Source organism: Aeromonas sp. TW 6, from assembly GCF_013168745.1.
In the GTDB taxonomy this organism is placed as follows: domain Bacteria; phylum Pseudomonadota; class Gammaproteobacteria; order Enterobacterales; family Aeromonadaceae; genus Aeromonas; species Aeromonas caviae.
In genome coordinates, this window is record NZ_JABERS010000004.1 from 114,761 (window position 1) to 128,833 (window position 14,073).

The 14,073-nt window shown below is 62.5% G+C and carries 12 protein-coding genes and 2 pseudogenes; 12 read left to right on the top strand and 2 right to left on the bottom strand.

The features are described 5' to 3' along the window. Positions 1-30 precede the first annotated feature (30 nt). Entirely contained in the window at positions 31-1,284 is a 1,254-nt protein-coding gene (gene glyA / locus HKD46_RS03205) for a serine hydroxymethyltransferase (RefSeq protein ID WP_010675397.1), read from the bottom strand. Between the two features lie 341 nt (positions 1,285-1,625). Between glyA and HKD46_RS03210 the strand changes: the two genes are divergently transcribed. From HKD46_RS03210 to HKD46_RS03260, 12 genes and pseudogenes are all read left to right on the top strand, one after another. Beyond that, positions 1,626-1,913 carry a hypothetical protein gene (locus HKD46_RS03210; RefSeq protein ID WP_010675399.1) on the top strand — a complete coding sequence of 96 codons (288 nt, stop codon included), beginning with the start codon at positions 1,626-1,628 and terminating at the stop codon, positions 1,911-1,913. A gap of 150 nt (positions 1,914-2,063) precedes the next feature. Beyond that, the gene (gene torD / locus HKD46_RS03215) at positions 2,064-2,732 is read left to right on the top strand and encodes a molecular chaperone TorD (RefSeq protein ID WP_010675400.1); all 669 of its coding nucleotides are present in this window, start codon (positions 2,064-2,066) and stop codon (positions 2,730-2,732) included. A 7-nt stretch (positions 2,733-2,739) separates the two neighbouring features. Continuing rightward, the gene (locus HKD46_RS03220) at positions 2,740-3,108 is read left to right on the top strand and encodes a hypothetical protein (RefSeq protein ID WP_010675401.1); all 369 of its coding nucleotides are present in this window, start codon (positions 2,740-2,742) and stop codon (positions 3,106-3,108) included. 106 nt (positions 3,109-3,214) lie between these two features. Further along, positions 3,215-3,598: pseudogene (locus tag HKD46_RS21605) on the top strand (PAS domain-containing protein); the annotation flags it as partial. A 96-nt stretch (positions 3,599-3,694) separates the two neighbouring features. Beyond that, positions 3,695-5,002, top strand: a pseudogene (locus tag HKD46_RS03225) (putative bifunctional diguanylate cyclase/phosphodiesterase); the annotation flags it as partial. 175 nt (positions 5,003-5,177) lie between these two features. Then, positions 5,178-7,124 (top strand): acetate--CoA ligase, encoded by a 1,947-nt coding sequence (gene acs / locus HKD46_RS03230; RefSeq protein WP_039040306.1) that lies wholly within the window; start codon positions 5,178-5,180, stop codon positions 7,122-7,124. A gap of 283 nt (positions 7,125-7,407) precedes the next feature. Beyond that, positions 7,408-7,857 (top strand): type II 3-dehydroquinate dehydratase, encoded by a 450-nt coding sequence (gene aroQ, locus HKD46_RS03235; protein ID WP_039040307.1) that lies wholly within the window; start codon positions 7,408-7,410, stop codon positions 7,855-7,857. Positions 7,858-7,893: 36 nt separating this feature from the next. Further along, the gene (gene accB, locus HKD46_RS03240; RefSeq protein WP_010675405.1) at positions 7,894-8,355 is read left to right on the top strand and encodes an acetyl-CoA carboxylase biotin carboxyl carrier protein; all 462 of its coding nucleotides are present in this window, start codon (positions 7,894-7,896) and stop codon (positions 8,353-8,355) included. Between the two features lie 15 nt (positions 8,356-8,370). Further along, positions 8,371-9,711: an acetyl-CoA carboxylase biotin carboxylase subunit gene (accC, locus tag HKD46_RS03245; protein ID WP_010675406.1), complete on the top strand. Its 1,341-nt coding sequence runs from the start codon at positions 8,371-8,373 to the stop codon at positions 9,709-9,711. Between the two features lie 269 nt (positions 9,712-9,980). Beyond that, on the top strand, positions 9,981-10,229 hold the full coding sequence (locus tag HKD46_RS03250; RefSeq protein WP_039040309.1) for a YhdT family protein: 249 nt from the start codon (positions 9,981-9,983) through the stop codon (positions 10,227-10,229). Then, complete coding sequence (panF, locus tag HKD46_RS03255) at positions 10,219-11,676, top strand: sodium/pantothenate symporter (RefSeq protein WP_043153258.1); 1,458 nt, start codon at positions 10,219-10,221, stop codon at positions 11,674-11,676. The genes HKD46_RS03250 and panF overlap by 11 nt, the downstream gene beginning before the upstream one ends. A gap of 87 nt (positions 11,677-11,763) precedes the next feature. Further along, complete coding sequence (locus tag HKD46_RS03260; protein ID WP_171864900.1) at positions 11,764-13,188, top strand: PTS transporter subunit EIIC; 1,425 nt, start codon at positions 11,764-11,766, stop codon at positions 13,186-13,188. Here HKD46_RS03260 and HKD46_RS03265 read toward each other — a convergent pair whose 3' ends face one another. Then, positions 13,189-14,061: a LysR family transcriptional regulator gene (locus HKD46_RS03265; RefSeq protein ID WP_042014452.1), complete on the bottom strand. Its 873-nt coding sequence runs from the start codon at positions 14,059-14,061 to the stop codon at positions 13,189-13,191. Between the last annotated feature and the right edge of the window lie 12 nt (positions 14,062-14,073).

A 14,073-nucleotide genomic window follows, 5' to 3' on the forward strand; every position in this document is an offset into this window, starting at 1 on the left:
CATTGGTCTTCAACCTGAAGGTCAGGCTGATTATGCGTAGACCGGGAAGCGGCGGCAGATGTCCAGCACCTTCTCGCGCACAGTCGCCAGCACTTCTTCATTGTCGTGGCTGTCCAGCACGTCGCAGATCCAGTTGGCCAACTGAATGGACTCGGCTTCCTTGAAGCCGCGGCGGGTAATGGCCGGGGTGCCGATACGCACGCCGGAGGTCACGAACGGGGAACGCGGGTCGTTCGGTACGGAGTTCTTGTTGACGGTGATGTTGGCTTTGCCGAGGGCTGCGTCAGCATCTTTGCCGGTCAGCTCGCGACCGATCAGGTCAACCAGCATCAGATGGTTGTCGGTACCGCCGGAGACGATCTTGTAGCCGCGCTCGATAAAGGTCGCCGCCATGGCCTTGGCGTTCTTCACGACCTGGGCCTGGTAGGTCTTGAACTCGGGCTCCAGCGCTTCCTTGAAGGCCACGGCCTTGCCGGCGATGACGTGCATCAGCGGGCCGCCCTGACCACCCGGGAAGACGGCGGAGTTCAGCTTCTTGTACAGATCTTCGTCGTCGGCGGCGGAGAGGATCAGACCACCGCGCGGACCGGCCAGGGTCTTGTGGGTGGTGGAGGTGACCACGTGAGCGTGGGGCACCGGGTTCGGGTAGACGCCGGCGGCAATCAGACCGGCCACGTGGGCCATGTCCACGAACAGGTAAGCACCGATCTTGTCGGCGATTTCGCGCATGCGGGCCCAGTCGACGATGCCGGAGTAGGCGGAGAAGCCGCCGATCATCATCTTCGGCTTGTGCTCAACGGCCAGGCGCTCCATCTCGTCGTAGTCGATCTTGCCGGACTCGTCGATGCCGTAGGGGATGATGTTGTACAGCTTGCCGGAGAAGTTGACGGGGGAGCCGTGGGTCAGGTGACCGCCGTGGGCCAGGTTCATGCCGAGCACGGTGTCGCCCGGTTGCAGCAGGGCCATGTAGACGGCGCTGTTGGCCTGAGAGCCGGAGTGCGGCTGCACGTTGGCGTAGGTGGCACCGAACAGCTCTTTGGCGCGCTCGATGGCCAGGGTTTCAACCACATCCACATACTCGCAACCGCCGTAGTAACGCTTGGCCGGGTAGCCTTCGGCGTACTTGTTGGTCAACTGGGAGCCCTGGGCTTCCATGACGCGGGGGCTGGTGTAGTTCTCGGACGCAATCAGCTCGATGTGCTCTTCCTGACGACGGGTCTCGTCTGTGATGGCCTGCCACAGCTCTGGATCATAGCCGGCGATGGTCATGTCACGTTTCAACATCCGTTTATCTCCTGAAAATCGTTTGCGCGATAGGTGAAGTGGGCCCGCGCATTGTAACGTGAGCTGGATCAAAGAGACAGTCCAACCACCCAAAAAATTGTTTATAAAATGTAAAATACGTCGCAAATTTCGAATCCCGCCCCCTGGCTTCGCTCATCCCCCCGGCCTCCCCACACCAGCAATCCGGCTCCAGCCATCGTCCCCGCTTCCCGGGCAAGGCGATGAAAACCAGAGCCAGATCATGGATATAGCATTTACTAACAGATAACATCTTTAGGCCATGGGACATCTGCACGAGCGGGTGTCGCTCCCTGCCATCCCGGAACACAAGGGGAAACGCCATGATGGATCATCTGATGCTGTTCGTGATTGTCGCGGTCTTCGCTCTCTTCTACTGGGTCTACTACACCGCCAGCCGCAAGGGTGCCTGCACCGCCAACTGGGAGACACTTCCCACACGGGAGCAGTACCTGGCGGCCCATCCCGGCGCCGCCGACGGGGATCTCATTTTCTGCATCCATTGCGGTCATCATCAGCAGCGGGAGGTCGGCCTGGTGCACCAGATGGATTACCGCCGCCAGCACATCTGCCCCCGTTGCAAGCAGGTGCTCTATCGCGTCGAGGAGTAGGTCGGCCTCCTCGTCGCCCACGGTGATCCCGCGAATGCGACCCCCTCGCCTGGCGCTATCCGGCCAAAAGGCCCCATGAGTTTCCTTTATTTTTAAAGTCGTTAGAATCGGGGGCCATCAAGGCTCCCGATTGTCATCCACGGAGGAAAAATGCAGGAATTCATGGCGACCAGCGAACGCCGGGCCGAGCTTTACTGGTGGTTTTCCACCCTGTTTGCTGCCGAACTCAGTGATGCACAGATCGCTGAATACGACACCTATGACGTGCGCAGCTTCTTGAAGAGCCTCTCCACTCTCGATCCCATGCGCGAAGCCGTGGCTGAGCTCAACGACGCCATCGCCCGATTGCTGGTGCGCCCCGAGCGCCAGACGGCCCTGGCCGCCGACTTCGCCGGCCTGTTCCTGAGCGCTCCCGAGCAGGGTGCCCTGCCCTACGAATCCCTCTACCGGGGCGAAGGCAAGCAGCTGATGCAGGCCCCCATGACCGAGATGCAGGCACGCCTCGATCGCCTCGGCATCAACGTCAGCGACAAATACAATGAGCCTGCCGATCATCTGGCCATCGAGCTGGATCTGATGGGCAGCCTCATCATCCGCGCCGCCGAGTCGACCACCGCCGACCAGCGCGAGGCGTGGCTTGGCGAGCAGGAGTCCCTGCTGCACGGCCACCTGCTGGGCTGGTTCGAGCGCTTCGAGCAGGCCTGCCGGGCCGCCGACACGTTTGGCTTCTACGGTGCCAGTGCCCGCCTGCTGGGGGTGTTCCTCAAGATGGACGCCAACTACCTCTCCCTGGTCAAACCGGCACCGTCCGCCGACTGAGCCCGGCATGAAGACAGCCCTGCTTCTTATCGCATGCTGGCTGCTGGCCCTGATCCCGCTGGATCAGGGTCTCACTCCCCTCGTGACGCTGCTGTTCAACCCGGACCGCGCGCTCTACAGCACCGCCCAGCTCACCGGCTTTGCCGGCATCCTGCTGACCCTCTACCTCGCCAATCTCGGGGTGGAAGTGGTGCTGCGTCGCCGCTTCCAGATAGCGGGCATGCTGGCCCTGCTCGCCGCCTGGACAGATTTCATCAACAGCAGCGGCACCGAGAGCCACTGGCTGGTGCTCTACGCCATGGCGTTGCCGTTTCATCTGGTGGGCTGGCTGGTATTTGTTCGCGGGATCCAGGCGTTTGGCCGCCAGAAAGGCTGACATCTCGTTGATTTCACACCCTTCTCACACTTTCTTTCTCTCCTGACACTTCCTGCCATACTGACACAGTCGTCCAAATGACAAAGCAATCAATTCAGGAGCCTCCATGGAAAAAGTGCTACCCGAATCGGTTCCGACACGGCATTTGTCAGGCCCGCTCTCTCCCCACGAGTTGCAACAGCTGTTCGCCCAGGCGCCCGTCGGGATTGGGGTCTTCGATCACGAATTCAGGTGTCGCGACGTCAACGGACGCTTTGCCGAACTGACCGGCCTCGCACGGGCAGAGCACCCGGGCAAGATGCTGTTCGACATTGTCCCTGCCCAGACTCCCCAGCTGCTCCCGCTGTTTCAGCAACTGCGGCAAGGTCCCCCCCGATGCACATTTGAGGTGGAAATGGTCGGTCTCTCCCGCGCGGCCTCCCCCGCACGCTGGCAAGTGAGCGTCAGCTCCGTGCTGGATGAGGACGGCACCTTCAGCGGCATCGTCCTCGTGATGAGGGAGTCCGCACAGACAGGCCCCCACCTCGACGCGCCCGTGTCACCCGGCCTGCAGGAGATGACCCACCTTCATGCACTGCGTCTCTATCAGGCCGAAGCCCGCTTGCAGCACCTCTCCTATTACGATCCCCTCACCGATCTCGGCAATCGCCATCTGCTGCAAGAGCGCCTCACCCTGGAGATAGAGACGGCCAGGGTGAACCACCACGTCCTGGCGCTGCTGTTCATCGATCTCGACGGCTTCAAGCTCATCAACGACAACCTGGGGCACAGTGCCGGCGATCTGCTGCTCAAGCTGTCGGCAGACCGCATTCGCCACTGCCTGCGCCCCGGAGACATCGCCATCCGGCTGGGGGCAGACGAATTTCTGGTGTTGCTGCCCGCCATCAGAGACACCCAGGATCTGCTGGGTCTCATCGAGGGGTTGCAACGCAGGCTGCACGATCCCGCCGACATCGGCCAGGAGCGGGTGAGGCTCTCCGCCAGCATCGGCGTCTCCCTCTATCCGGAGCATGGCCAGACCCCGGACAGCCTTATCAGCGCGGCGGACAACGCCATGCATGAAGCCAAGCGCCGTGGCCGCAACGGCTATCTGTTCCACTCCCCCGACATGACGGCACAGACCAGGGAGCGGATGCTGCTGGAGCAGGGACTGCTCAAGGCCATTGAGCAGCAAGAGTTTCGCCTGCTCTACCAACCCATGACGGATCTGGCGGATGGTCATCTCAGCGGCCTGGAGGCCCTGATCCGCTGGCAGCATCCCAGCCTTGGCATGATATCCCCGGACCGTTTCATTCCGGTGGCAGAGGAGTGCGGTCTCATCGAACCACTGGGCGAATGGGTGATGCGCACCGCCTGCCGGCAAGGTCAGCAGTGGCTGGCAGAAGGGCTCGCCGTGCCCCGGCTCTCGGTCAATGTGTCGGTCAGGGAGATGCGCTCCCACGACTACGTGGAGCGGGTGACAGCCATTCTGGCCGAGACCGGTTTTCCTGCCGAACGGCTGGAGATCGAGGTGACCGAGAGCATCATCCAGAGCGTGGATCACAGTCTGCGGCTCTTCACCCGCCTCAAGGCGCTGGGGGTACAGATCGCCATCGACGACTTCGGCACCGGTTTCTCCTCCCTGAGCCTGCTCAGGAGCCTGCCCATCGATCGCATCAAGATAGACAGGGCCTTCGTCCAGGCGTTGCCCGACGACAAGCACAGCCGCGAGCTGTGCCGTACCATAGTCCAGCTGGCCAGCTCCCTCGGCATGGCCGTCACGGCGGAAGGGATAGAAACCCAGCCCCAGCGCAAGTTCCTGCAATCCCTGCGTTGCGAAGAGGGACAGGGCAACCTGTTCAGCCATCCCCTGCCAGAACCCAGCCTGCCTCCCCTGCTCCCCCTCCGCCATTGAGCCTTGGCCGCGCCACCACGCAAGCAAAGAAGGGAGCCCATGGCTCCCTTCTGCTTCATCATCATGGCTTCCCGCCCGCTATCTTCGTCGCTATCCAAAAGTCTAATTGCCCTCGGGAACCAAAGGTATAAGTTGTTACTCAATCATTAAGAAAATGTATTCACAGGAGTGAGAGATGAGCGAGAGCAAGGTCTACCCGGTCAAGGCCCACATCGGCAACGGCGCCCTGCTGGACAAGGAAGGTTATGAAGCCATGTATCAGGCGTCGGTGCAGGATCCGGACGCCTTCTGGGGGGAGCAGGGCAAGATCCTCGACTGGATGACCCCCTACACCCGCGTCAAGAACACCTCCTACGATCCGGGCCACGTCTCCATCAAGTGGTATGAGGATGGCCTGCTCAACGTCTCGGCCAACTGCCTGGATCGCCATCTGAGCGAGCGCGGCGACAAGGTCGCCATCATCTGGGAAGGGGACAACCCGGCTGAAGATCGCAAGATCACCTATCGCGAACTGCACGCCGAAGTGTGCAAGTTTGCCAACGTGCTCAAAGCCCAGGGGGTCAAGCGTGGCCACATGGTCTGCCTTTATATGCCCATGGTGCCGGAGGCGGCCATCGCCATGCTGGCCTGTACCCGCATCGGGGCCGTGCACAGCATCGTCTTCGGCGGCTTCTCGCCGGAGGCGCTCTCGGGCCGCATCATCGACTCCGGCGCCTCCGTCGTCATCACCGCCGATGAGGGGTTGCGAGGCGGTCGCCCCATCCCCCTCAAGAAGAACGTGGATGAGGCCCTTACCCACCCGGATACCAAGGTCAGCAAGGTGATCGTCCTCAAGCGCACCGGTGGCAACGTGGCCTGGCACGAGCACAGAGACATCTGGTGGCATGATGCGGTCAACGCCGCCAGCCCGGATTGTCCGCCCGAAGCCATGGGCGCCGAAGATCCCCTGTTCGTGCTCTACACCTCCGGCTCCACCGGCAAGCCCAAGGGTGTGCTGCACACCACGGGCGGCTATCTGGTCTATGCCGCCCTCACCTTCAAATACGTGTTCGACTACCACGAAGAGGACATCTACTGGTGTACCGCCGACGTGGGCTGGGTCACCGGTCACTCCTATCTGGTCTACGGGCCACTGGCCAACGGCGCCACCACCGTCATGTTCGAAGGGGTGCCCAATTACCCGGCCACCAACCGCATGAGTCAGGTGGTGGACAAACACCAGGTCACCATCCTCTATACCGCCCCCACCGCCATTCGCGCACTGATGGCCAAGGGCAAGGAGGCTGTCGAAGGCACTTCCCGCACCAGCCTGCGCATCATGGGGTCGGTGGGTGAACCCATCAACCCGGAAGCCTGGGAGTGGTACTACCGCACCATCGGCGACGAGCGCTGCCCCATCGTCGACACCTGGTGGCAGACCGAGACCGGCGGCATCCTCATCACTCCGCTGCCCGGCGTCACCGCGCTCAAGCCCGGCTCGGCCACTCGTCCCTTCTTCGGAGTACAGCCTGCTCTGGTGGACAACCTGGGTGAGCCGCTGGAAGGCGCCACCGAGGGCAACCTGGTGATCACCGACTCCTGGCCCGGCCAGATGCGTACCGTGTTCGGCGATCACGAGCGCTTCGAGCAGACCTACTTCTCCACCTTCCCGGGTCGCTACTTCACCGGCGACGGTGCCCGTCGCGACGAGGACGGCTACTACTGGATCACCGGCCGGGTGGATGATGTACTCAACGTCTCCGGCCACCGCATGGGTACCGCCGAAATCGAGTCCGCTCTGGTGGCCCATCCGAAAATCGCCGAAGCGGCGGTGGTGGGCGTTCCCCACGAGATCAAGGGACAGGGCATCTACGCCTATGTCACCCTGATCGCCGGGGAAGAGCCGAGCCGCGAGCTGCACAAGGAAGTGAAGGAGTGGGTGCGCAAGGAGATTGGCGCCATCGCGACCCCGGACGTGATCCACTGGGCCGAGGGGCTGCCCAAGACCCGATCCGGCAAGATCATGCGGCGTATCTTGCGCAAGATCGCCACCGGCGAAACCGACAGCCTGGGGGATATCTCCACCCTGGCGGATCCGGGGGTCGTGGACAAGCTGATCCGCGAGAAGTCGGAAGCGGCGTGAGTCTCTTCCCCACGTCAACAGAGCCGGCCACGTGCCGGCTTTGTTGTCTTCGGGATCCGGACAGGGCAGAGTTCGGTGGCAGGCAGGGCTTGCGGGCAAACCAGGCCAATAAACAGCCAGATGTAGAGATTAGACCAGTAAAATGCTGCTAATTTTCACGAAATCAATATAATTGCGAAATCTGTGTGTCAGGGCACACCGATTTGTGCAAAAATTGGCTAGATTTTTGGTAGTCCAAAGATAGCTGATAGATAGCAGCATAATCATCGAGGATGTACTCAATATGTCGCAACATCACCGAATCCTCCTGCTTAACGGCCCCAATCTGAATCTGCTGGGCAAGCGGGAACCGGGAATCTACGGCAGCAAGACGCTCGATGAGATCGTCGCCGATCTGACGCGCAGCGCCAGCGAACTCGGTGTCACCCTGGAACATCTGCAATCCAATGCCGAGCACGAGCTGATCGGCCGCATCCATCAGGCCATGGGCCAGGTGGATTTCATCATCATCAATCCCGCCGCCTTCACCCATACCAGCGTTGCCCTGCGCGATGCCCTGCTGGGTGTGGCCATCCCCTTTATCGAGGTTCACCTGTCAAACGTTCATGCCAGGGAGCCCTTCCGTCATCACTCCTATCTGTCTGATGTCGCCAAGGGGGTGATCTGCGGGTTGGGTGCCGATGGTTACCAATTCGCTTTAACCGCGGCCGTGCATCAGTTGCGCGCGGCTTGATAATCACTGATCAGATAAAGAAGAAAGAGAATGCTAATGGATATCCGCAAAATCAAGAAGCTGATTGAACTGGTTGAAGAGTCCGGCATCGCCGAGCTGGAAATCTCCGAAGGGGAAGAGTCCGTTCGCATCAGCCGTAATTTCTCCGGCCAGGTTAGCGTTGCCCCGCAGATGATCATGCCCCAGGCCGCAGCTCAGGTTGCCGCACCGGTTGCCGCTGCTCCGGCAGCAGCCGCTGCACCTGCTGCCGATGCCGCCCCGAGCGGTCATCTGATGCGCTCCCCCATGGTGGGCTCCTTCTACCGCTCCTCCAGCCCGGAAGCCAAGCCGTTCGTGGAAGTCGGTCAGCACGTCAATGTCGGCGACACCCTGTGCATCGTCGAAGCCATGAAAATGATGAACCAAATCGAGTCTGACAAGGCCGGCGTGATCAAAGCGATCCTGGTTGAAAATGGTCAGGCCGTCGAGTTTGACGAGCCGCTGTTCATCATCGAATAAGGGAAAATGCCACCCATGTTGGACAAAGTAGTCATCGCCAACCGCGGTGAAATTGCCCTGCGGATCCTGCGCGCCTGCAAAGAGCTCGGGATCAAGACAGTGGCCGTTCACTCCACTGCCGATCGGGAGCTCAAGCATGTGCTCCTGGCGGACGAAACCATCTGCATCGGCAAACCTGCCAGCGGTGAGTCCTACCTCAATGTGCCGGCCATCATCGCCGCCGCCGAGGTGACCGGTGCCGTCGCCATCCACCCGGGCTACGGCTTCCTCTCCGAGAATGCCGACTTCGCCGAAGTGGTCGAGAAATCCGGCTTCATCTTCATCGGCCCGCGCGCCGAGACCATTCGCCTGATGGGTGACAAGGTCTCCGCCATCGAGGCGATGAAGAAGGCGGGCGTGCCCTGCGTACCCGGCTCCGACGGCCCGGTGGACAACGATGCCAAGCGCAACGCCGCCATCGCCAAGCGGATCGGGTATCCGGTGATCATCAAGGCCGCCGGTGGCGGTGGTGGTCGCGGCATGCGCGTGGTGCGCAACGAGGCCGAACTGGCCTCCGCCATCGCGCTGACCAAATCCGAAGCGGGCCAGTTCTTCAAGAACGACATGGTCTACATGGAGAAGTACCTGGAGAACCCGCGCCACATCGAGATCCAGGTGCTGGCTGACGGTCAGGGTACCGCCCTCTATCTGGGTGAGCGGGACTGCTCCATGCAGCGCCGTCACCAGAAGGTCGTGGAAGAGGCGCCGGCCCCCGGCATCACCGACGAGATGCGCAAGTTCATCGGTGAGCGCTGTGTGCGCGCCTGTCTCGAGATCGGCTACCGCGGTGCAGGTACCTTCGAGTTCCTGTACGAGAACGGCGAGTTCTATTTCATCGAGATGAACACACGTATCCAGGTGGAGCATCCGGTCACCGAGATGGTCACCGGCGTCGACCTCATCAAGGAGCAGCTGCGCATTGCCGCCGGTCAGCCCCTGTCGATCACCCAGCAGGACATCCGCATCCGTGGCCACGCCATCGAGTGCCGGATCAATGCCGAAGATCCGGCCACCTTCCTGCCCTCTCCCGGTCTCATCCAGCGCTTCCACGCGCCGGGCGGCCTGGGCGTGCGCTGGGAATCCCACATCTATGCGGGTTACAAGGTCCCCCCCTACTACGACTCCATGATCGGCAAGCTGATCTGCTACGGGGAGAACCGCGACGTGGCCATCGCCCGCATGCGTCACTCCCTCGACGAGCTGGTGGTGGAAGGGATCAAGACCAACATCGCCCTGCAAAAAGAGATCATGAAGGACGAAAACTTCCAGCACGGTGGCACTAACATCCACTACCTGCACAAGAAGTTGGGTCTGTAATGGCTTGAGGCCCGACCCATTGAGCACGGTGGCAGCACAGAACAGCCTCCACCTGCACAAGAAGTTGGGTCTGTAATGGCTTGAGGCCCGACCCATTGAGCAATGGTGGCCGCATGAGCAGCCACCACCTGCACAAGAAGTCGGGTCTGCAAAGACCCCTTTCATCGGGAAATTGCGCGATCCACCCGGATCGCCAACGTAAAAAAGGGCCATGGCGACATGGCCCTTTTTTGTTATTCTTGCGCCCCGCTCACTCGTCGGAGGCCACAGTGAACCGTTTCGCACTCGCCCGTCGGGAAGCAGCCTTCTGCCTGCTGCTGACCCTGCTCTACTTTGTCGCCTGGTATGGCTCGGCTTATTTCATCCCCGAGGATCTCGAGCTGTGGGACCTGCCCCTCTGGTTCCTGCTCAGTTGCATCCTGATGCCCCTGCTGTTCATCGGCCTCTGCGCCCTCATGGTGGATCGCCTGTTCGTCGATATTCCCCTGGATAGCGAGGTACCACCCCATGAATCTTGAGCTGATGCTGCCGCTCTGCATCTACCTGGTGCTGGTACTGGGGGTCGGTTTCTGGGCCAGTCGCCACCGGACCGGCGGCAACTTCATGCAGGAGTACTTCATCGGCAACCGCAGCATGGGGGGGCTGGTGCTCGCCATGACCCTGGTGGCCACTTATACCTCTGCATCGTCCTTCATCGGCGGGCCGGGAGCCGCCTACAAGGTCGGCCTCGGCTGGGTGTTGCTGGCGATGATCCAGCTGCCCACTGTCTGGCTCACCCTGGGGGTGCTTGGCAAGAAGTTCGCCATCATCGCCCGCCGGGTCAACGCGGTGACCATCAACGACATGCTGTGGGCCCGCTACCAGAGCAGGGCGGTGGTCGTGCTGGGCTCGGTCACCATCATCCTTGCCTTCATCGCCACCATGGTGGTGCAGTTCATCGGCGGCGCCCGCCTGCTGGAAACGGCGACCGGCCTCAGCTATCAGCAGGGACTCTTTCTGTTTGCCAGTTGCGTGCTGCTCTACACGGTGATCGGCGGCTTTCGCGCCGTGGTGATGACGGATGCCCTGCAGGGCATCGTCATGCTCATCGGCACTGGCGCCCTGCTGGCGGGCATCCTCATCGCCGGTGACGGGTTGCCGAATCTTGTCCACCAGCTCAAGGAGATAGATCCCAAGCTGGTGAGCCCCCAGGGGGCCGGCGACATGCTGACCCAGCCCTTCATGCTGAGCTTCTGGGTGCTGGTCTGCATCGGGGTGGTGGGCTTGCCCCACTCGGCGCTGCGCTGCTTTGGCTACCGGGACAGCAAGGCGCTGCACCGGGGCATCCTCATCGGCACCATCGTCTGCGCCCTGCTGATGTTCGGCATGCACCTGGCCGGGGCGCTGGGCCGCGCCATCCTGCCCGGCATGGACAGCCCGGACAAGATCATGCCCTCCCTGATGATGGAGGTGCTCCCCCCCTGGCTGGCCGGGGTCTTCCTGGCCGCCCCCATGGCGGCCATCATGTCCACCATCGACTCCCAGCTGATCCAGGCCTCCGCCACCCTGGTGAAAGATCTCTACCTCAATTACCTCAACCCCAGGCAGGAAAAGCTGGAGGTCCGGGTGCCGCGCCTCTCCCTGCTCTGCACCCTGATCCTGGGTACCCTGGTACTGCTGGCGGCGCTCCAGCCCCCCGAGATGATCATCTGGCTCAACCTGCTCGCCTTCGGCGGCCTGCAGGCGGTCTTCCTCTGGCCCCTGGTGCTCGGCCTCTACTGGTCCAGGGCCAACGGCCCGGGAGCCCTGGCCAGCATGGTCTGCGGCATCCTCTGTTACGGCACCTTGAGCCAGTGGGGGATCAAGCTGGCCGGTCTGCACGCCATCGTCCCGAGCCTGGCCCTTGGCCTGGCGGCCTTTGTCCTGGTCAGCCTGCTCACTCCTGCCCCGGATCAGCGTGTCCGTCGATTGTTTGATCAAAATTAAGAAAAGGATCAATAAAGGAAGGCTCGCCTATTCCCAAATGGGGGCTCACGGGTAAAATGTGCGCCACGTCACAAATACCGTGCCCCCATGCCAGTCCAGAACGCCAGAAAGATCCTGACCCAGTCCCTGCAGCGCCTCGGCTATGCCCTGTTGCTGCCCGTCTCCATCCTGCCCCTGGCCGCCCTGCTCCACCGGCTCGGCCAACCGGACGTGCTGGATCTCGCCGTGCTCTCCCTCGCCGGTCGCGCCCTCTTCAGCCAGATGCCGCTCATCTATGCGGTGGCCATTGCCTTCGGGTTGAGTCGCCAGGGGCAAGGAGCCCAGGCGCTCGCCGGAGCGGTCAACTTTCTGCTGCTGAGCTCGGCGCTGGGCACCCTGGTGCCCGGGCTGCATGCGGACATGATCTGCGGCCTGCTGGCCGGGCTCGTCACCGCCATCGTCTGCTCCCGGGCCCGCGCTCTGCGGCTGCCAGGCTGGTTGCGCCCGCTGCAGGAAGATCTGCCGGGCATGTTGCTCTCGGCGCTGGCCTGCCTGCTGCTGGTGCTCCCCCTCTCCATCCTCTGGCCGCTGCTGGAACAGGGGCTCACCCTGCTCGCCTCCGATCTGCTCACCACGCCATTTGGCGCCTTCTGCTATGGCGTGCTGAACCGGCTGCTGATCCCCCTCGGCCTGCACCAGGTGCTGGGCAGCCTCATCGGGCTCGGGGAGAGCAACCTGCAAGCCCTCTCGACCGCCCAGCCGCTGCATGAAGGCTATGTGGCCGGGCTCTATCCGGTCATCATGTTCGGCCTGCCCGGTGCCTGTTTTGCCATCTGGATCCATCGCCAGCGGATGCAACAACTGCCCCAGGGAGGGCTGCTGCTCACCCTGGCGCTCACCTCGGCACTGGTGGGCATCACGGAGCCCATCGAGTTCCTGTTTGCCTTCACCGCTCCCTGGCTGTTTCTGGCCCATGCCCTGCTGACCGGGCTGTCGCTGGCCATCTGCAGCGGGCTCGACATACAGGTGGGCAGCTACTTTTCTGCCGGATTGCTGGATCTGGTCCTGAGCTACCACGCCGGTCTGCACAGCTTCTGGCTCATCCCCCTGGGCATCCTCTTCTTCGTCGTCTATGCCCTGCTCTTCTCCCGGCTGCTGGAACACGCTCCCCTCAGTCTGCCGGGCAAGCCCATCGCCGAGGATCTCTCCCGGCTCGCGACCGTGGCCCCCACCGATCCCCAGATGCTGGCTATCCAGTACCTCAAGATGCTGGGAGGCATGGACAACCTGCAGGCCATGAGCGTCTGCCTGACCCGCCTCAGCCTGCGAGTTCGCGACATGGCCCTGGTGGATCAATCCTGCCTGGCCAGACTGGGCTGCCTCTCCTGGGTCGTGCTGAACGAACATCAGCTGGTGCTGGTGCTCGGCCCCCATGCCGGCCTCATCGAAGGGCAGATCCGCATGCTGGCGGAACGCCAGTCGGTCCCGCTCGGTCTCGAACCGGCTCAGGCTCCCCTTGGCCAGCACCAGTGATCAGGCAAAGGGAAGACGCTCGGCCACGAAGTCCATCAGGCTGCGAAGGGCGGGGGCCAGGTGTTCCCGGCTCGGGTAGATGAGATAGAAGGGGTTCACCGGAACCAGGAGATCCGGCAGCACCTTGAGCAGTCGCCCCGCCGCCAGATCGTCGCCGCAGACATGGGCCGGCAGCAGGGCAATCCCCCCGTCATGGAGTGCCAGCTCCCGCAGCGCCAGCAGGCTGTTGCTCTGGCAGGCCCCGCGAGGGCGCCAGCCCCCCTCCTGCAATGGCCACACCGGCAAGGAGCCATGTACCAGGCAGGCGTGTCCGGCCAGCTCCGAGAGTTGGAGCGGCGTCCCGTTGGCCGCCAGGTAACCGGGAGATGCCACCAGATGGCGCGCCACCTGGCCGATGCGCCGGCAGATGAGGCTGGAATCTTTCAGCGGCGCCGCCCGCAGCGCCAGATCGTAACCTTCCCCCACCAGATCCAGCTGTTCATCGCAAAGGGTCAGCTCCAGCACCACCTCGGGGTAGAGGGCGCGAAATTCGGCCAGTATCCGACCAAGCAGCAAGGTTCCCGTGGCTTCGGGAGCAGTGATCCGCACCCGCCCTCCAGGAGCCGCGCGCAACCGCGCCATCGCCAGATTGGCGCTGCGCGCCAGTGCCAGCAGCTCCTGACAATGGGCCACATAGACCTCCCCCTGGGGCGTCAGGCTGAGCCTGCGGGTGGTGCGTTGCAGCAACCTCACCCCGAGCCGGGATTCGAGGCGCGAGATCTTCTGGCTCACCGAGGACTTGGGCATCCCGAGCACCTCGGCCGCCCCGGTGAAGCTCCCCTGCTCCACCACGGTGGCGAACAGCCCCATCAACTCCAGTTCGACATTGTTCATATATTCAAACAG